Source organism: Stenotrophomonas sp. Ste96 (genome assembly GCF_024519495.1).
Classification (GTDB): Bacteria; Pseudomonadota; Gammaproteobacteria; order Xanthomonadales; family Xanthomonadaceae; genus Stenotrophomonas; species Stenotrophomonas bentonitica_A.
Genome location: NZ_JALJRX010000001.1, coordinates 265,047 through 282,440, shown reverse-complemented (window position 1 = coordinate 282,440; position 17,394 = coordinate 265,047). Strand labels below are relative to the sequence as shown.

The following is a 17,394-nucleotide window of genomic DNA, read 5'->3' as shown; positions in this document are numbered from 1 at the left end:
CCGTAGGGGCCATGATGTGAAGAAAATGTCAAGAACGTGCCGCAATCACGCTGACTTCTGGCGCTTAACACCCGTTTACCGCTTCGGGTACCATCAGGCCCCTTTTGAGCTGGAACACGGCATGAATTCTGCGCCTACCTCCCGTGACCGTTGGATCTGGCTTGCGTCGGCCGCCTTGATGGCCGCCACGCTGGGCACGGAGATGGTGGTGCCGCTGGGCTATGCGGTCTGGCTGACCTACTTCATGGCAGTCGGAATCACGCTGTTCCAGCGTCGCATGGAAGTGCCGCTGCTGGTGGCGATCGGCTCGTGCATCTTGCTTGCGGTGGGCTACAACGTGGCGCCGGCGAGCAGCAATTCGGCGTTTTCCTTCGTCAATCGCAGCATCGGTGGCGTCGCGTTCCTGATGATGGCGCTGACCGTGATGAAGGCCATCGGTGCGCGCCGTGAAGCGGCCGATGCGCTGTGGCTGCAGGCCGGAGAGAACGTGGTCGGCACCAGCCTGCAGGGCGATCCCACCCCGCGCGAGCTGGCTGACCAGGCCATGCGCGCCCTGTGCGCGCAGCTCAATGCCGATGTCGGCGCGATGTACCGCCTGCAGGGCGAGCGGTTGGTGCTGGTCGGCGGTTCCGCGCTGCCGTCGCAGCTGCCCGAGACTCTGCCGGCACATGCCGGGCAATGGGGCGAGATCATCCGCGAAGGCCGCGCGCGTCGCCTGGAGGACAGTGACAGCCCGCTGGATATCGATACCCCACTGGGCCGCACCACCGTTCACCAGCGCCTGTTGGGGCCGATCACGGCCGATGGCGTGGTGATCGGCGTGATCGAGCTGGGCCGTGCCGGTGTGTCGCCTGCGCGCAGCCTGGAAATGGCGCTGCTGCTGCAGTGCGCCGAGCCGATCGGCATCGCCCTGCGGGCGTCGCTGCTCAATGCGCAGCTGGTGGAGCTGCTGGAAGAGACCCAGCGCCAGAGCGAGGAGCTGCAGACCCAGCAGGAAGAGCTGCGGGTGGCCAACGAAGAGCTGGAAGAGCAGAGCCGCAGCCTGCTGCATTCCCAGGCCAACCTGGAGCAGCAGCAGGCCGAGCTGGAGCAGACCAACGTGCAGCTCGAAGAGCGCACCCACGAGCTGGAGTCGCGCCAGCAGGCGCTGCTGCTGGCCCAGGCGCAGCTGGTCCAGAACAGCAACGAGCTGGAAGCCAGTTCACGCTACAAATCCGAGTTCCTGGCCAACATGTCCCACGAGCTGCGCACGCCGCTCAACAGCGCACTGATCCTGGCCAAGCTGCTGGCCGACAACAAGGACGGCACGCTGACCGCCGAGCAGGTCAAGTACGCCCAGGCGATCCACTCGTCCAACAACGATCTGCTGGCGTTGATCAACGACATCCTCGACCTGTCTCGGATCGAGGCCGGCCACGTGGAGCTGGTTGAAGAGAACCTGGCCGTGTCCAGCGTGCTGCAGCGCCTGAAGGAAACGTTCGAGCCGATGGCCTTGCAGAAGGGCCTGGCCCTGGAGATCAGCGCTGCCCCGGAGGCGCCGACCCAGCTGCTGGCCGACAGCCAGCGCCTGCAGCAGATCCTCAAGAACCTGCTGGCCAATGCGGTCAAGTTCACCGAGCACGGCAGCGTCTCGCTGAAGGTGCGCAGTGCGGGGGCAGGGCGGATCCAGTTCGCCGTCTCCGATACCGGCATCGGCATTCCCGAAGAGCAGACCGCGGTCATCTTCGAGGCGTTCCGCCAGGCCGACGGCAGCACCCGCCGCCGTTACGGTGGCACCGGGCTGGGGCTGTCGATCTCGCGCGACCTGGCTGCACGCATGGGCGGCAGCATCACCGTCTCCAGCGAGCCGGGCCGCGGCAGCTGCTTCACGCTCGAACTGCCGCTGTTGGCCGGTGGCGGCACGGGCAACACCCAGCACGTGGTGCATGACGTGCGCCCGGCCGCCGTAGCGGCGCCGTCCCGGCCGGCTTCCGCACCGCTGGGGCGGGCGCATGGCGAACCCACCGCCGCGCCGGCGCCGGCCCAGGACAAGGTGGTCGATGACCGCGGCCGCCGCAGCCGCGCCGGCCGGATGATCCTGGTGGTCGAGGATGACACTGCATTCGCCAGCGCCCTGGTCTCGATGGCGCACGAACTGGACTTCGACTGCGTAGTGGCCGGTACCGCCGAAGAGGCGTTGAGCCTGGCTGCCGAGCTGCGCCCGAACGGCATCCTGCTGGATATCGGCCTGCCCGACGTCTCCGGCCTGAGCGTGCTCGAGCGCCTCAAGCGCGACCCGGCCACGCGCCATATCCCGGTCCACGTGGTCTCCGGGCTGGAGCGCTCGCAGGTGGCGATGGAGCTGGGCGCGATCGGGTATGTGATCAAGCCGGCCACGCGCGAGCGCCTGGTCGGAGCGATCCAGCAGCTGGAAGCCACCAGCCAGCGCGACATGCGCCGCCTGCTGATCGTGGAGGACGACAGCGAGCTGCGTTCGAACCTGCAGCTGCTGCTTGGCCGTGACCAGCTGGAAATCACCGCGGTGGGCACCATCACCGAGGCGATGGCCGAACTGGCCGGGTCCACCTTCGATTGCATGGTCACCGACCTCGCGCTGCCGGACGGCACCGGGTATGACCTGCTCGAGCGCATGGCCGGCAATGATGCGGTCGCGTTCCCGCCGGTGATCGTCTACACCGGCCGCGCACTGACCCGCGATGAAGAACAGCGCCTGCGCCGCTATTCCAAGAGCATCATCATCAAGGGCGCGCGCTCGCCCGAGCGCCTGCTCGATGAGGTAACCCTGTTCCTGCACAGCGTGGAGGCCTCGCTGCCGACCGACCAGCAGCGCCTGCTGCGCGAAGCGCGTCGCCGCGATGCGGTGCTCGATGGCCGTACCGTGCTGCTGGCCGAGGACGATGTGCGCAACATCTTCGCGCTGTCCAGCGTGCTGGAGCCGCTCGGCGTCACCCTGGACATCGCCCGCAACGGCCGCGAGGCGCTGGAGAAGCTGCGCCCGGAAATCGACCTGGTGCTGATGGACATCATGATGCCGGAGATGGACGGGCTGACCGCCATGCGCGAGATCCGCGCCGACAACCGCTGGCGCGACCTGCCGATCATCGCGCTGACCGCCAAGGCGATGCCCGATGACCGCGAGCATTGCCTGCAGGCCGGTGCCAACGATTACATCGCCAAGCCGATCGACGTGGACAAGCTGGTGTCGCTGTGCCGCGTGTGGTGCTCGCGCCGATGAATGAAGCGGAGCTGTTCGATCTGGAGCTGAAGGTGTTGCTGGAGGCGGTGTACCAGCGCTACCACTACGACTTCCGTGACTATGCGCTGGCATCGCTGCGGCGGCGCATGCGCCATGCCATGGCCCGGTTCGACTGCCCGACCATGGGCGCGCTGCAGCACCGCCTGCTGCACGAGCCGGACACCTTCGCCCAGGCGATGCAGTACTTCACCGTGCAGGTCTCGGAGATGTTCCGTGACCCGCCGTACTTCCGGGTGCTGCGCGAGCATGCCGTGCCCGTGCTGCGCACCTATCCCTCGATCAAACTGTGGATCGCCGGGTGCAGCACCGGCGAAGAAGTGTGGTCGCTGGCGATCCTGCTGCACGAGGAAGGCCTGCTGGACCGGGCGATCATCTACGCCACCGACATCAATCCCGAAGCGTTGCAGGCGGCCGAATCCGGGGCCTTCGCGCTGGACCGGCTGGCGCAGTTCAGCCGCAATTACCTGGCGGCCGGCGGCACCGGCTCGCTCTCGGATTATTACAGCAGCGGCTACGGCAGCGTGGTGTTCGATCGCCGCCTCAAGCGCAACATCGTGTTCGCCGACCACAGCCTGGCCACCGATACGGTGTTCTCCGAAGTCCACCTGGTGTCCTGCCGCAACGTGCTGATCTATTTCCAGCGGCCACTGCAGGATCGCGCCATCGGCCTGTTCCATGAGGCCCTGGTCCATCGCGGCTTCCTGGGCCTGGGCAGCAAGGAGTCGCTGCAGTTCGGCGCGCACGCGGATCTGTTCGAAGCCTGCGCGCGCGACCAGCGCCTGTACCGGAAGCTGGCCTGATGAGCACGGCCTCCCAGCGCAGCCGGTTTGACCTGGTGGTCATCGGCGCTTCGGCCGGTGGCGTCAGTGCGCTGCAGGCACTGCTGTCGGCGCTGCCGGCCACGCTGGCGCTGCCGGTGCTGGTGGTGCTGCACCTGCCGCGCGACCGCCCCAGCCGCATTGCCGACCTGCTCGATGCCGGTTGCCCGCTGCCGGTGCGCGAGGCCGAGGACAAACAACCGCTGCAGGCCGGTACGGTGACGTTCGCGCCGCCGGATTACCACCTGCTGGTGGAGGACCGTGACACGCTGGCACTGTCGGTCGATCCACCGGTGCTGTTCTCGCGCCCGGCGATCGATCCCCTGTTTGAAAGCGCCGCCGATGTGTTCGGCGGCGGCGTGTTGGCGATCCTGCTGACCGGCGCCAGCAGTGACGGCAGCGACGGTGTCGCCGCGGTCCGCCAGGCCGGTGGCGAAGCCTGGATCCAATGCCCTGAGGAGGCCTATTCCTCGATGATGCCCGCATCGGCCCTGGCACACGCCGGCGCCGACGCGGTGCTCCCGCTCACCTCCATCTGCACGCGTATGAAAGGCCTTACCCGATGAATCTGATCGAGCCCGCCGGGTCGACTGCCACCACCGATTGCGTGAAGCTGCTGATTGTCGATGACATCCCGCAGAACCTGGTCGCGATGGAAGCGCTGTTGCGTCGCCCGGGTCTGGAGATCCTGTGTGCGCTGTCCGGTGCTGAAGCACTCGAGCTGCTGCTGGAGCATGAAGTCGCGCTGGCCCTGCTGGATGTGCACATGCCCGAGATCGACGGCTTCTCGCTGGCCGAGCTGATGCGCGGCTCGCAACGCAGCCGCGATGTGCCGATCATCTTCCTCACCGCTTCGCCGAATGATCCGGTGCGGGCCTTCAAGGGCTACGAATCCGGCGCCGTGGATTTCCTGCACAAGCCGATCGAGCCGCAGGTGATCATGAGCAAGGTCAATGTGTTCATCGAGCTTTACCAGCAGAAGCAGCTGCTCAAGGCGCGCAACGAGGCGCTGGAGCACGCGCTCAAGCTCAATGAAACGATGATGGCGGTGTTGACGCACGACCTGCGTACGCCGTTGGCGGCGATCCTGCTGTGTGCCGACAAGCTGTCGCTGGATCTGCCCGATGACAGCCAGGTCCAACGGACCCTGGTCCATCTGGAAAACAGCGCACAGCGCATGGTGCGGATGGTCGAGCAGCTGCTGGATTTCTCCAGGATCCGTACCGGCGGCCTGCGCCTGCACAGCACCGAGTGCGACCTGGCTGAACTGGCCTCGGCGGTGGTGGCCGAGATCAGCCGTGCGCACCCGCAGGCGACCATCGAGCTGCAGGTACAGGGCGATGCCCAGCTGCATGGCGATCCCGATCGTCTCGCGCAGTTGCTGTCCAACCTGATCGGCAACGCCGTGCTGCATGGCGGTGATGCGCCGGTGGTGGTGCGGGTGGAGGGCGAGCGCAGCGCGCCACTGCGGCTGCAGGTGCGCAATGCCGGTCAGATTCCGGAGGCATTGCTGCCGCGGTTGTTCGAGCCGTTCAAGGCCAGTTTCCACGACAGTCGCGGGCTGGGGCTGGGGCTGTTCATCGCCAGCGAGTTCGCCCGTGCGCATGGCGGCACGCTGGTGGCCCACAACATCGAGGGCGCGGTGATCTTCGAGACCGCGCTGCAGCGCCGGCCGCGCTGAGGGCGGAAAGAACCATCCCGGCGCAGGGCCGGGATGGTGGACGTGCTTACAGCGGCTCGCAGCACAGATACAGCCCGTGCCCACCGTAGGTGCAGCCCGGCTGGTCTTCACAGCCGGCCAGCGGCTTGGGCTGGCTGGAGGTGGCCAGCGCCTGGCTGGATGCGAAGGCCAACGCGCAGATCAGGGTGACGCCGCTGAGGGCTGACAACAACCGCGTTTTCGACTTCATGGTCTGTCTTTCCTTCTGTGGATGAGGCTGACGGGGCGCGTGTTGCCACGCAGTCACGCGTTACACCGGCTGGCAGCACCGGATCTCGCTGTGCCCGCCATAGGTGCAGCCGGGCTTGTAGGGACAGCCATCCAGCTGCTTGGGCTGGCTGGACGTCGCCACTGCCTGGCTCGATGCGAACGCCAGGGCGCAGACAACAGCGATACCGCCAAAGACCGAAAGGAACTTCCTGGACTTCATGGTGCTTCTCCTGTTGTGGTGACGCGGATGCAACGGGAATACGGACGGAACTGTCGATCCGCCCCCGGCGAGCGGGTGCGGAGGGACCTGGTCATGTCGCCTTGGCGGCGACGTGGGATGGCTTCAGCCTGCCGGCGCGGGCGCCTGGTTGCGGGCGGCGTTGATCACGAATGCGCCGGTGATCGCATCCACCGAGCGCTCCTTGAGCTGGCCGACATGGCGGTAGATCACCTTGCCGTCCTGGATGACGACCACCATCGGCACCATGGTCGCGGTGTAGCGCTGCCGGAGCCGGTCATCGGTATCGTTCACCACCGGAAACGCGAAACCATGCTGGCGCGCGTAATCGGCAGCGGTTTCGTGGGGCGGCAGGCTGATGCCGACCATCTCGAAGGCGCGGTTGCCGTTGTTGCGACCGGCCGCGTCCAGCGCCTGGATCTGCGGCACCGAGGCCAGGCAGAACCTGCAGGCAGGGGAGAAGAAGTACAGGACCTGGCGACCGCTGGCCGGGCCGGCAAGGGTAACCGCCTGGCCGTCGAGTGCCGTGGTGGTGAGGGCCTCGGGCTGGGCGCCCTCGGGAAGGCCGTGGGCGGCCTTGGAGATCTGTTCGACCTTGCTCACCAGCAGCGCCTGCTCCTGGCGGAGCTGCCGGTTCTGTACCGCCAGCGCGGTCATCAGCACGGCCAGAACAACGATGAGCGCGAGGCTGCCGTACTTCCGGAATGCGGATGCGTCCATGCTGCTCCTTGGCCTTCGGCCGGGTCCATGGCTGAGTAGGTGGTGTATGTATCCGGCAACAAAAATCATTTGTCAAATACAAGATCCTGTGAATGAGACATAGGTTTCATTCTGGTCGTTGCCTATCGAAAGATCGGCGCGCGCGGCGCCCGCCGGGCCGCCCGGATCAGTCGCAAACCCCCGTGAGGTAAACTGTCCGGGCGCCGAAGCCCTTCGCCAGCGGCCATTGCTGGAGCCACCATGCCGTCCTCGACCCGTAAAGCCGTCTCGCCCCTGATCGACGCCCAGGTGCATGTCGAGGGCTTCGTGCAGGTGCGTGAAGCGCGCCGGTCCGAGCTGGTCGAGGATTACGTGGAGCTGATCGCGGACCTGATCGCCGATGGCCGTGAGGCCCGGCAGGTGGATATCGCGACACGGCTGGGGGTTGCGCAGCCGACGGTGGCCAAGGCGCTCAAGCGCCTGGTCAAGGAGGGCTGGGCGATCCAGCGCCCGTACCGCGGCGTGTTCCTGACCCCGGCCGGCGAGCAGCTGGCGGTGGAGATGCGCGCCCGCCACCAGACCGTGGAGCAGTTCCTGCTGGCGCTGGGCGTGGATGCCGATTCGGCGCGCCGCGATGCCGAAGGGATCGAACACCACGTGAGCGAGGCGACCCTGGCCGCGTTCGACGCGTTCGTACGCAAGGCCAACGGCCATGGTTGAGCGCCTCGCGCCGCCGCCGCCGCTGGGCGTGCCGGTGCACGACCAGGACGAATACTGGATGCGCCACGCGCTGGGGCTGGCCGAGCGGGCCGAGCGTGAGTTCAACGAGATCCCGGTCGGCGCGGTGCTGGTCGGTGCCGATGGCAGCGTGCTCGGAGAAGGCTGGAACCTCAACATCGCCGACCACGACCCCAGCGCACATGCGGAGATCGTCGCGATGCGGCAGGCGGGCAGGGCGATCACCAACCACCGGCTGATCGGCAGCACGCTCTACGTCACGCTGGAGCCATGCGCGATGTGTGCGATGGCGATCGTGCACGCACGCGTGGCGCGGCTGGTGTACGCGGCCACCGATCCCAAGACTGGCGCCTGCGGCAGCGTGTTCGACCTGATCGGCGACCCGCGCCACAACCATCGCGTGGAAATCCACGGGGGCGTGCTGGCCAAGGATGCCAGCACCCGGTTGACCAACTACTTCCGCGCCAAGCGCGGCAAGCCGCCGTTGCTGCTGGAATAACGCCGCTGCAGCGACAGGGCCGTGACGCGTTGGCGGTATCATGGGCGCCTCCTCCATCCCGGTCGCGGCGCAAGCGGCGGCCCAGCACAAGGCGAACACATGGCCGACAACGGCGCAGAAGGCGAGCGACTGATCTGGATCGATCTGGAAATGACCGGTCTGGACACCGATAACGATGCGATCATCGAGATCGCCACGGTGGTGACCGATGCGCAGTTGAAGGTGCTGGCCGAAGGTCCGGAGTTCGCCATCCATCATCCGGTGGAACGGCTGGAGGCGATGGACGAATGGAACCGCAACCAGCACCGCCGCTCGGGCCTGTGGCAGCGCGTGGTCGACAGCACGGTGACCCTCGGCCAGGCCGAAGCGCAGACCATCGCGTTCCTGCAGCAGTGGATCAAGGCCGGTGCCTCGCCGATGTGCGGCAACTCGATCTGCCAGGACCGTCGCTTCCTGCACCGTGAAATGCCGCGCCTGGAGAAGTACTTCCATTACCGCAATCTGGACGTGTCCACGATCAAGGAACTGGCCAAGCGCTGGGCCCCGAGCGTCGCGGCGGGCGTCGGCAAGACCGCCAGCCATACCGCGCTGAGCGACGTCCACGATTCCATCGAAGAACTGCGCCATTACCGCCAGTTCATGGGGGCGCTTTCGGGCCTGCCGGCCTGATCCAGCGAGCAGGGTCGGCACGGCACGCTGGCCTGTGCCGGATCGTTCAGCTGACGGCAGGCGAGGCGACGAGCGATGAACATCGGCGGCGCTATGATCGCGGCCATGAATGCCATCACCTCGCCGCAACCGCCGCCGCTGCCGTCCTCGATCCTGCCGACCTCGCAGGATTGGCGGGATCTGCAACGTGCGGTGGAGCTGCTGGAATCGCCCACGCTGACGGCCAAGATGGCCAACCTGATCGGCTCGCCACTGGAGTTCGCGGTCAAGCGGTTGCCTGATTCGGTATCGCGCCGCATCCACGGCGCGGTCGAGGCGGCCCTGTTCAAATCCGCCCAGGCCGCGTTGTGGAGCATGGACAACACGCCCGGCAAGGCGGCCTCCACGCGTTGGCACAAGCTGGCGGCGGCAACGTCGGGCGCGGTAGGCGGTGCGTTCGGCTTCACCACGCTGTTCATCGAACTGCCCGTGTCCACCACGATCATGATGCGCTCGGTGGCCGATGTCGCCCGCAGCGAGGGCTTCGACCTGCGCGAGATGAGCACGCGGCATGCCTGCCTGGAGGTGTTCGCGCTGGGTGGCAACTCCGGCAAGGATGATGCCAGCGAGACGGGCTACTACATCACGCGTGGCTTCACTGCCGAGGTGATGCGCCACTTGTCGGCCGAGCTGGCCGGGCGCGCGGTCGGCGGCAGCCCGGTGATGATCGGCCTGACCCCGAAAGAAGCCGGCAAATGGCTGGCCAAGATCGTGGAGAAAGTGGCGGCGCGCTTCGGCGTGGTGGTCACCGAGAAGTTTGCCGCGCAGGCGGTCCCGATCGTCGGGGCGGTGGCTGGCGCCACGCTCAATACCATGTTCACCGACTACTACCAGGACGTGGCGCGCGGGCACTTCATCGTGCGCCGGCTGGAGCGCAGCTACGGTTACGAGACCGTGCGGGCCGCCTATTCCCTGCTGGCCGCCGAGCGCAACTGAGCGATCGTTGCATCGGCGGCACAACTGTTTTGCCGCCGCAGGCCTGTTGGGCCGGCGGCCCTGTCCCCATCCTTGTCGGCATCACCGCTTCGGCGGCTCCCCCGATCAAGGATTGCCATGCTGTTCTCTCCCTATACCCGCGGCGCGCTGACGCTGCCCAACCGTATCGTGATGCCGCCGATGACCCGTTCGCGGGCCGGTGAGGGCAACGTCGCCACGCCGCTGATGGCCACTTATTACGCCCAGCGTGCCTCGGCCGGCCTGATCGTCAGCGAGGGCACCCAGATAAGCCAGCAGGGGCAGGGCTATGCCTGGACCCCGGGCATCCACGACGAGGCCCAGGTTGCCGGCTGGCGCGGCGTGACGGAGGCGGTACATGCCGCTGGCGGTCGCATCGTCGCCCAGCTCTGGCACGTTGGCCGCGTCTCGCACGTGGCCCTGCAACCGGGCGGCGCCGCGCCGGTGTCCTCGTCGGCGCTGTTGGCCGAAGGGGTCAAGGTGTTTGTCGATCCGGAGGGCCGGGGCCCGCAGAGCGGCGTCGGCGAGATGGTCCAGCACTCGATGCCGCGGGCCCTGTCCACCGAAGAGATCGCCGGCATCGTGCGCGATTACGCGACGGCCGCGCGCAATGCGATCGCCGCAGGTTTCGATGGCATCGAACTGCACGGTGCCAACGGCTATCTGATCAACCAGTTCATCGACTCCCAGGCCAACCAGCGTACCGACGGCTACGGCGGCTCGCTGCAGAACCGCCTGCGCTTCCTGCGCGAGGTGACCGCGGCGGTGGCCGCGGAGATCGGGGCCGAGCGCGTCGGTGTGCGCCTGGCGCCGCTGACCACGCTGCAGGGCGCGGTGGACGACACCCCGCAGGCGACCTACCTGGCCGCGGCGCATCTGCTGGACGAGATCGGCGTGGGCTACCTGCACATCGCCGAAGCCGACTGGGAAGACGCCCCGGTCATGCCGGTAGCCTTCAAGGAGGCACTGCGCATGATCTATCGCGGCACGCTGATCTACGCCGGCAAGTACACCGTGGAACGCGCCGAGGAGGCGCTGGCCAAGGGGTGGGCCGACCTGATCGCCTTCGGCCGGCCGTTCATCGCCAACCCGGACCTGCCGGAGCGTCTGCAGCAGGGCTTGCCGCTGAATCTCCCGGACAAGGCCACGTTCTTCGGCGGCGGCGCGGAAGGGTTCACCGACTACCCGGTGGCGGAAACCGCAGAGGCCTGAACGCGCAATGCGTAGAGCCGACCGTTGGTCGGCTGCCCTCCCATCCGACGCCATGCATACGTGATCCGCCGCGCGATGCGTGGCAGCCGATCAACGGTCGGCACTACCGGCGCTTAGGCCCACGATCCATGGTCGGTAGAGCTGACCGTTGGTCAGCTGCTCTCCCCTCCGGCGCCGCGCACACGTGATCCGCCGCGCGGTGCGCGGCAGCCGACCAACGGTCGGCTCTACCAGCCGACTAACAGTCGGCTCTACCGGCGCTTAGGCCCACGATCCATGGTCGGTAGAGCTGACCGTTGGTCAGCTGCCCACCCATCCGGCGCCATGCACACGTGATCCGCCACGCGATGCGCGGCAGCCGACCAACGGTCGGCTCTACCCGGGCGGATGGTCTTCGGTGGGCCATCTGCACCACGAGAAGGGATACGCACCGATCACCTCCGCCAGGCCGGCACGGACCGGGTTGGCGAGGATGTAGGTGGCTTGGCGTCGCAGGTCTTCGTCCTTGCGTAGTGCGTGGTCGTAATAACCGGCTTGCCAGACAGGGCCGTTGCGGGCGGATTGGCGATTGATGAGCAGGCTGCTGCGCGATTTGAAGCGCTGCAGGCATGCGCCCAGGGAGCCCTGCCGGAGCTGCATCAGCCAATGCACGTGGTCTGGCATGACCACCCACGCAAGGTTGCAGACCCGATGCTCGTCTTCCATGGCATGCAGCACCTGCATGACATGCCTGGCCAGGTCGGGCTGGTGGAAATGGGGTACACGCGCATGCGTGATGGTCGTCAGCGCGTACACGGTGCCGATGCAGGAGTGGCGGCCGTGACGAAGGCGTGGGCTGGGCATGCCGTCAGGATGCCCATCGGTGCGCGGGGCGCCCATCAGGCGATGTGCCGTTGGAGTGTGGGGGATGGGCGGGTACAGCCGACCGATGGTGTAGCCGGCCGATGGAGCGGCCGACCAACGGAGCAGCCGACCAACGGAGCAGCCGACCAACGGTCGGCTCTACCGATGTTGCACAAAACAAAACCCCGCTTGCGCGGGGTTTTGTTCGTCATCTCAAGGCGGGGAGGATCAGCCCTTGGCCTTGAGCTTGGCCAGGCGCAGCCAGGTGTCGACCACGGTGTCCGGGTTCAGCGACACCGACTCGATGCCTTCCTGCATCAGCCATTCGGCCAGGTCCGGATGATCGGACGGGCCCTGGCCGCAGATGCCCACATACTTGCCCTTGGCCCGTGCGGACTTGATCGCCATCGACAGCAGCTTCTTCACCGCCGGGTTCCGCTCGTCGAACAGGTGCGCCACGATCGACGAATCGCGGTCCAGGCCCAGGGTCAGCTGGGTCAGGTCGTTGGAGCCGATCGAGAAGCCGTCGAAGATCTCAAGGAACTCATCGGCGAGCAGTGCGTTGGACGGCACTTCGCACATCATGATGATCTTCAGGCCGTTCTCGCCCTGCTTGAGGCCGTTCTGTTCCAGCACCTCGACGACCTTGCGGCCTTCTTCCAGGGTGCGCACGAACGGGATCATGACCCACAGGTTGTCCAGGCCCATCTCGTTGCGCACGCGCAGCACGGCCTTGCACTCCAGTGCGAAGGCGGCCGAGAAGCTCGGGTCGACATAACGGCTGGCGCCGCGGAAGCCGATCATCGGGTTCTCTTCGTGCGGCTCGTAGTTGCTGCCGCCGATCAGGTTGGCGTACTCGTTGGACTTGAAGTCCGACAGGCGCACGATCACCGGGTTCGGGGCCACTGAAGCGGTCAGGGTGGCGATGCCTTCGGCCAGGCGGCCGACGTAGAAGCTGACCGGATCCGCGTAACCAGCGATCTTCTCGTCGATCTTCTTCTTGGTCGCCGCGTCCTGGCGGTCGTACTCCAGCAGGGCGTTGGGGTGGATGCCGATGTGGCTGGCGATGATCATTTCCAGACGGGCCAGGCCGATGCCGGCGTTCGGCAGCTGGCCGAAGTCGAAGGCGCGTTCCGGGTTGGCCACGTTCATCATGATCTTCAGCGGCGCCGGCGGCATGTTGCCCAGGTCCGTGGTGGTGCGCTCGAACTCAAGCTTGCCCTCATAGATGAAGCCGGTGTCGCCCTCGGCGCAGCTGACGGTCACTTCCTGGCCGTCCTGGATCACCTGGGTGGCGTTGCCCGAGCCGACCACGGCCGGCACGCCCAGCTCGCGGGCGATGATCGCCGCGTGGCAGGTACGGCCACCACGGTTGGTCACGATGGCCGAGGCGCGCTTCATCACCGGCTCCCAATCGGGATCGGTCATGTCGGCGATCAGCACGTCGCCCGGCTGCACGCGGGCCATGTCGTCCAGGGTGCGCACCACGCGGGCGGTACCGGCACCGATCTTGGCGCCCACGGCGCGGCCTTCGGCCAGCACCTTGCCGTCCTTCTGGTTCAGCGCGAAGCGTTCGATCTGGGTGGCATGGCCACGCGACTTCACCGTCTCCGGGCGCGCCTGCACGATGAACAGCTTGCCGCTGACACCGTCCTTGGCCCACTCGATATCCATCGGGCGGCCGTAATGCTTTTCGATGACCAGCGCCTGCTTGGACAGTTCCTGCACGTCTTCGTCGCTGATGGAGAACGTGCTGCGCAGTTCGGCCGGGGTGTCTTCGATGCGCACGCGCTCACCGGGGACATCCGAATACACCATGCGGATCGCCTTGCTGCCGAGCGAGCGGCGCAGGATCGCCGGCTTGCCGGCGCTGAGCGTGGGCTTGTAGACGTAGAACTCGTCGGGGTTGACCGCGCCCTGCACGACCATTTCGCCGAGGCCGAACGAAGAGGTGACGAACACCACGTCGCGGAAGCCGGACTCGGTGTCCAGGGTGAACAGCACGCCGGAGGAACCCACTCCCGAGCGCACCATCAGCTGCACGCCGGCGGACAGGAACACATCCTCGTGCTTGAAGCCGTGGTGGACGCGGTAGGCGATCGCGCGGTCGTTGTACAGCGAGGCGAACACTTCCTTGACCTTGTGCACGACATCGTCGGCGCCGGTCACGTTGAGGAAGGTCTCCTGCTGGCCGGCGAAGGACGCATCGGGCAGATCTTCGGCGGTGGCCGAGGAGCGCACCGCGACGGCGACATCGCCGCCGCCGTTTTCACTGCACAGCTTGGCGTAGGCGCTGCGGATGTCCTGGTCCAGTTCCGGGTGGAGCGGGGCATCGATCACCCAGCCGCGGATTTCCTTGCCGGCCAGGGTCAGGGCACCGACATCTTCCACGTCCAGCGTGGCCAGCTTGTCGAAGATGCGCTTGGACAGATCGTTATGGGCGATGAAGTCCTTGAAGGCTTCAGAGGTGGTTGCATAACCGCCGGGGACAGACACCCCCAGACCGGCCAGGTTGCCGATCATTTCGCCAAGCGACGAATTCTTGCCGCCTACGCGGGCCAGGTCGGCCAGGCGCAGTTCGTGCAACCACAGGATGTTCTCGTTCAAGCGCGATGCTCCGTTTGGCCATCGCCCGAGGCGGGCTGGATGGCCACGTCCGTAGGAAGAAGCCGATATGATGCCGGGCAGACCGCTGTCGGCACAAGCTTGTATCGACAGCCTTTTTAAGCTTCGGAGGGGGTAAAAGCCGTATGTCGACGATCCGACCGGTGTTCTACGTGTCCGATGGAACCGGTATCACCGCTGAAACCATTGGGCATAGCCTCCTGACCCAGTTCTCCGGGTTCAGCTTCATCACCGACCGGATGTCGTTCATCGATGATCCGGAAAAAGCGCGCGAAGCCTGTGAAAGGATCCGTGCAGCGGGCGAGCGGTACCAGGTCCGGCCCATCGTGGTCAGTTCCTGCGTGGACAGCGGGCTGAGCATCATCCTGGCCGAAAGCGGCGGATTGATGCTGGATGTGTTCGCGCCCTTCATCGAGCCGCTGGAGCGGGAACTGGCCGTCAACCGGCATTCCCGGGTCGGCCAGGCGCACGGCATGGTGGACTTCGAGACCTACCACCGCCGCATCAACGCGATGAATTTCGCGCTGACCCATGACGACGGCATCGCCATCAACTACGACGATGCCGACGTGATCCTGGTGGCCGTCTCCCGGGCCGGCAAGACCCCGACCTGCATCTACCTGGCCCTGCATTACGGGGTTCGGGCGGCCAATTACCCGCTGACCGACGAGGACCTGGAGCAGGATCGCCTGCCGCCACGCCTGCGCCCGTACCGGAAAAAGCTGTTTGGGCTGACCATCGACCCGGACCGCCTGCAGCAGATCCGCCAGGAGCGTCGCCCGAACTCGCGCTACGCCAACCTGGAGACCTGCCGCCGCGAGGTCGCCGCCGCCGAGACCATGTTCCGGATGGAGCGCATCCCGACCCTGAGCACCACCCATACCTCGATCGAGGAGATCTCGAGCAAGGTGCTGGGCACGCTGGGGCTGCAGCGCGAGATGTATTGATCGGCGCGCCCCCTTGAACAGCAGGGAGGCGCTTGCTTCGTCCGGGGCCGGGGCTGCCCTGCGTCCGTGAACCGGTTGCGGGCCGCCGCTTTGGCCGGCGTGGTGCCGCCCCCACGTTGGGAGATCAACGTGTAGGATCGACCCATGGCCCAGGCATCGCCCCGTATCGAACGCATTCCCCGGCTCAGCCGCCTGAGCTGGCTGATGGGCCTGTATGCGGAAAACTACCAGCACCTGGTGCGCCTGTTCGCACCCTCCGAACTGGTGCCCGGCAGCTACGTCTCCTCGATCGGCGATGGGCTGGATGTGCGCCTGGATGTCATCGAGTGCCACCGCTATACGGTCGAGCTGCGCCTGACCTACGACTTCGCCGACCCGGTCACCGGGCAGCCGGACCCGTCGGCCTATGTGCGCCTGTACCGTGATGCCCGGCAGGCCGAGACCACCCATTGCTACGTCGGCCGCCGCTGGCAGGACGTGGTGGGGATGTACCCGCCGCCGGCCGAGCTGATCAGCCACCGCATGCGGATGAACACCTTCCTCGGCAAATGGCTGGAATACCTGGCCGAACGCGGCCACGGGGTGGCCACGCTGCGCCGCGATGGCGAGGTGGCCGCACCGGCCGACGCACGCCGCACCAGCCTGGTGCCCTGAGCCGCGGCCTGGCGGATCACGCATAATCGGGGTCTGTGTTCCCGAGCGTGTGCGAAATGCCCTATACCCCCATCGTGGCCACCTTGGGCTACGTGCTGTCCGCCGACGGCAAGCAAGTGCTGATGATCCACCGCAACGCCCGCCCCGGTGACCTGCACCTGGGCAAGTACAACGGGCTGGGCGGCAAGATGGAGCGCGATGAAGACGCCGCCGCCTGCATGCGCCGCGAAATCCGCGAGGAGGCCGGCATCGAGTGCGGGACCATGCGCCTGCGCGGCACGATCAGCTGGCCGGGTTTCGGCAGGAACGGTGAGGACTGGTTCGGCTTCGTGTTCGTCATCGATGACTTCACCGGCACGCCGCTGACCTCCAACCCGGAGGGCACGCTGGAGTGGGTGGACGTGGACAAGATCGACAGCCTGCCATTGTGGGAAGGCGATCGCAGCTTCCTGCCGCTGGTCTTCGACGACGAACCGCGCGCCTTCCACGGCGTGATGCCGTACCGCGACGGCGCCATGCAGTCGTGGAGTTACACCCGGCTGTAGCGTGGTTGCCGGCCAGCGGCCGGCACTACAGCCGCCGGGCGAGCAGCAGATGGAAGTGTTTGTTTACTTCGCGCCCGTCGTTGCTGCGCCCGGTTTCGTGATGGGCACGCCAGGCCTGCACGGTCAGCCCGGCGCTGCGCAGGGCCTGCTCGACCTCGGCCAGTTCGTGCAGGTGGAAGCCATGTGCGGCAAACGGCAGGGTGCGCATGAACGCTGCATCGCCGAAGGCCAGGCAGAGCCGGCCACCGGGGCGCAGCACGCGCGCCAACTCGGCGAACGGGAGTTTCAGTTCCTCCCAGAAATACAGGGTGTTCACCGCCAGTGCCGCATCGATGCAGGCCTCATCCAGCGGCAGGGCATGGGCGTCGCCGAGGTGGAGCTCGGCCCGATCCTGTAGACCGTGCCCGGCCAGCAGTGCATTGCCGGCCGCCACCATCGCCGCGGAGACATCCACGCCCAGGTAACGACTGTGCGGCGCCCGCAGCAGCGCGGGCGCGAATGCGGCATTGCCGGGGCCGATCTCCAGCACCTGCTCGCCGGCAGTGACCGACAGCAGTGCCAGGGCGGCGCGGTTGAGATCACCGTTGCTGCGGTTCATCGACTGGGCCACCGCAAGCGCGTGGATCCCATGCGGGTGGCGCAACTGGATCGCCAGATCATCGGGGGAAAGCACGCGCAAGACTCCTGTCGGTGGGCGGCAGGACCTGGCGGCGGCGGAGTCCATCGGC

Annotated in this window: 18 protein-coding genes; 12 read left to right on the top strand and 6 right to left on the bottom strand. The window is 66.8% G+C overall.

Features of this window, described 5'->3' with window-relative positions; translation table 11 throughout:
* The first annotated feature begins 121 nt into the window (after window positions 1–121).
* The 4 genes from OC373_RS01310 to OC373_RS01295 are packed head-to-tail and all read left to right on the top strand — an operon-like array spanning window position 122 to window position 5,755.
* Complete coding sequence (locus tag OC373_RS01310) at window positions 122–3,235, top strand: response regulator (RefSeq protein WP_070425355.1); 3,114 nt, start codon at window positions 122–124, stop codon at window positions 3,233–3,235.
* Complete coding sequence (locus OC373_RS01305) at window positions 3,208–4,056, top strand: CheR family methyltransferase (protein WP_172838023.1); 849 nt, start codon at window positions 3,208–3,210, stop codon at window positions 4,054–4,056. Before OC373_RS01310 ends, OC373_RS01305 begins: the two co-directional genes overlap by 28 nt.
* Window positions 4,056–4,640 carry a chemotaxis protein CheB gene (locus tag OC373_RS01300; RefSeq protein WP_019184160.1) on the top strand — a complete coding sequence of 195 codons (585 nt, stop codon included), beginning with the start codon at window positions 4,056–4,058 and terminating at the stop codon, window positions 4,638–4,640. Before OC373_RS01305 ends, OC373_RS01300 begins: the two co-directional genes overlap by 1 nt.
* Window positions 4,637–5,755: a hybrid sensor histidine kinase/response regulator gene (locus tag OC373_RS01295; protein ID WP_261996852.1), complete on the top strand. Its 1,119-nt coding sequence runs from the start codon at window positions 4,637–4,639 to the stop codon at window positions 5,753–5,755. Before OC373_RS01300 ends, OC373_RS01295 begins: the two co-directional genes overlap by 4 nt.
* 46 nt (window positions 5,756–5,801) lie before the next feature.
* Here OC373_RS01295 and OC373_RS01290 read toward each other — a convergent pair whose 3' ends face one another.
* The 3 genes from OC373_RS01290 to OC373_RS01280 form a co-directional block, all read right to left on the bottom strand.
* Window positions 5,802–5,984: a hypothetical protein gene (locus tag OC373_RS01290; RefSeq protein WP_019184158.1), complete on the bottom strand. Its 183-nt coding sequence runs from the start codon at window positions 5,982–5,984 to the stop codon at window positions 5,802–5,804.
* 60 nt (window positions 5,985–6,044) lie between these two features.
* The gene (locus OC373_RS01285) at window positions 6,045–6,224 is read right to left on the bottom strand and encodes a hypothetical protein (RefSeq protein WP_019184157.1); all 180 of its coding nucleotides are present in this window, start codon (window positions 6,222–6,224) and stop codon (window positions 6,045–6,047) included.
* Between the two features lie 123 nt (window positions 6,225–6,347).
* Entirely contained in the window at window positions 6,348–6,962 is a 615-nt protein-coding gene (locus tag OC373_RS01280; protein ID WP_070425352.1) for a TlpA disulfide reductase family protein, read from the bottom strand.
* Between the two features lie 240 nt (window positions 6,963–7,202).
* On the opposite strand from OC373_RS01280, the gene mntR reads away from it, so the two are divergent.
* From mntR to OC373_RS01255, 5 genes are all read left to right on the top strand, one after another.
* Complete coding sequence (mntR, locus tag OC373_RS01275) at window positions 7,203–7,661, top strand: manganese-binding transcriptional regulator MntR (protein ID WP_019184155.1); 459 nt, start codon at window positions 7,203–7,205, stop codon at window positions 7,659–7,661.
* The gene (tadA, locus tag OC373_RS01270; protein ID WP_070425351.1) at window positions 7,654–8,178 is read left to right on the top strand and encodes a tRNA adenosine(34) deaminase TadA; all 525 of its coding nucleotides are present in this window, start codon (window positions 7,654–7,656) and stop codon (window positions 8,176–8,178) included. The genes mntR and tadA overlap by 8 nt, the downstream gene beginning before the upstream one ends.
* Before the next feature lie 99 nt (window positions 8,179–8,277).
* On the top strand, window positions 8,278–8,847 hold the full coding sequence (gene orn, locus OC373_RS01265) for an oligoribonuclease (RefSeq protein WP_019184153.1): 570 nt from the start codon (window positions 8,278–8,280) through the stop codon (window positions 8,845–8,847).
* A 105-nt stretch (window positions 8,848–8,952) separates the two neighbouring features.
* Window positions 8,953–9,822, top strand: a complete 870-nt coding sequence (locus tag OC373_RS01260) for an EcsC family protein (protein WP_046273417.1) — start codon at window positions 8,953–8,955, stop codon at window positions 9,820–9,822.
* Window positions 9,823–9,939: 117 nt separating this feature from the next.
* Window positions 9,940–11,052, top strand: coding sequence for an alkene reductase (locus tag OC373_RS01255; protein WP_261996851.1), 1,113 nt, complete (start codon window positions 9,940–9,942; stop codon window positions 11,050–11,052).
* A 375-nt stretch (window positions 11,053–11,427) separates the two neighbouring features.
* Here the strand turns inward: OC373_RS01255 and OC373_RS01250 are convergent, their stop codons facing one another.
* Window positions 11,428–11,931 (bottom strand): transposase, encoded by a 504-nt coding sequence (locus OC373_RS01250; RefSeq protein ID WP_083279763.1) that lies wholly within the window; start codon window positions 11,929–11,931, stop codon window positions 11,428–11,430.
* 192 nt (window positions 11,932–12,123) lie between these two features.
* Window positions 12,124–14,502 (bottom strand): phosphoenolpyruvate synthase, encoded by a 2,379-nt coding sequence (gene ppsA, locus OC373_RS01245; protein ID WP_046273401.1) that lies wholly within the window; start codon window positions 14,500–14,502, stop codon window positions 12,124–12,126.
* Window positions 14,503–14,645: 143 nt separating this feature from the next.
* On the opposite strand from ppsA, the gene OC373_RS01240 reads away from it, so the two are divergent.
* From OC373_RS01240 to OC373_RS01230, 3 genes are all read left to right on the top strand, one after another.
* Window positions 14,646–15,467 carry a pyruvate, water dikinase regulatory protein gene (locus OC373_RS01240; RefSeq protein WP_019184148.1) on the top strand — a complete coding sequence of 274 codons (822 nt, stop codon included), beginning with the start codon at window positions 14,646–14,648 and terminating at the stop codon, window positions 15,465–15,467.
* Between the two features lie 144 nt (window positions 15,468–15,611).
* Window positions 15,612–16,121 (top strand): DUF1249 domain-containing protein, encoded by a 510-nt coding sequence (locus OC373_RS01235; protein ID WP_019184147.1) that lies wholly within the window; start codon window positions 15,612–15,614, stop codon window positions 16,119–16,121.
* A 56-nt stretch (window positions 16,122–16,177) separates the two neighbouring features.
* Window positions 16,178–16,666 (top strand): 8-oxo-dGTP diphosphatase, encoded by a 489-nt coding sequence (locus tag OC373_RS01230; RefSeq protein WP_026069931.1) that lies wholly within the window; start codon window positions 16,178–16,180, stop codon window positions 16,664–16,666.
* Between the two features lie 25 nt (window positions 16,667–16,691).
* On the opposite strand, the gene OC373_RS01225 is transcribed toward OC373_RS01230, so the two are convergent.
* Window positions 16,692–17,345 carry a methyltransferase domain-containing protein gene (locus tag OC373_RS01225; RefSeq protein WP_261996850.1) on the bottom strand — a complete coding sequence of 218 codons (654 nt, stop codon included), beginning with the start codon at window positions 17,343–17,345 and terminating at the stop codon, window positions 16,692–16,694.
* Window positions 17,346–17,394: the final 49 nt, after the last annotated feature.

Coding starts and splice junctions, on each gene's coding strand:
- OC373_RS01240 (WP_019184148.1), top strand. CDS start 14,646: ATGTCGACGATCCGACCGGTGTTCTACGTGTCCGATGGAACCGGTATC.
- OC373_RS01250 (WP_083279763.1), bottom strand. CDS start 11,931: ATGGGCGCCCCGCGCACCGATGGGCATCCTGACGGCATGCCCAGCCCA.
- OC373_RS01260 (WP_046273417.1), top strand. CDS start 8,953: ATGAATGCCATCACCTCGCCGCAACCGCCGCCGCTGCCGTCCTCGATC.
- OC373_RS01295 (WP_261996852.1), top strand. CDS start 4,637: ATGAATCTGATCGAGCCCGCCGGGTCGACTGCCACCACCGATTGCGTG.
- mntR (WP_019184155.1), top strand. CDS start 7,203: ATGCCGTCCTCGACCCGTAAAGCCGTCTCGCCCCTGATCGACGCCCAG.
- orn (WP_019184153.1), top strand. CDS start 8,278: ATGGCCGACAACGGCGCAGAAGGCGAGCGACTGATCTGGATCGATCTG.
- OC373_RS01310 (WP_070425355.1), top strand. CDS start 122: ATGAATTCTGCGCCTACCTCCCGTGACCGTTGGATCTGGCTTGCGTCG.
- OC373_RS01285 (WP_019184157.1), bottom strand. CDS start 6,224: ATGAAGTCCAGGAAGTTCCTTTCGGTCTTTGGCGGTATCGCTGTTGTC.
- OC373_RS01300 (WP_019184160.1), top strand. CDS start 4,056: ATGAGCACGGCCTCCCAGCGCAGCCGGTTTGACCTGGTGGTCATCGGC.
- OC373_RS01235 (WP_019184147.1), top strand. CDS start 15,612: ATGGCCCAGGCATCGCCCCGTATCGAACGCATTCCCCGGCTCAGCCGC.
- OC373_RS01255 (WP_261996851.1), top strand. CDS start 9,940: ATGCTGTTCTCTCCCTATACCCGCGGCGCGCTGACGCTGCCCAACCGT.
- OC373_RS01290 (WP_019184158.1), bottom strand. CDS start 5,984: ATGAAGTCGAAAACGCGGTTGTTGTCAGCCCTCAGCGGCGTCACCCTG.
- OC373_RS01230 (WP_026069931.1), top strand. CDS start 16,178: ATGCCCTATACCCCCATCGTGGCCACCTTGGGCTACGTGCTGTCCGCC.
- tadA (WP_070425351.1), top strand. CDS start 7,654: ATGGTTGAGCGCCTCGCGCCGCCGCCGCCGCTGGGCGTGCCGGTGCAC.
- OC373_RS01280 (WP_070425352.1), bottom strand. CDS start 6,962: ATGGACGCATCCGCATTCCGGAAGTACGGCAGCCTCGCGCTCATCGTT.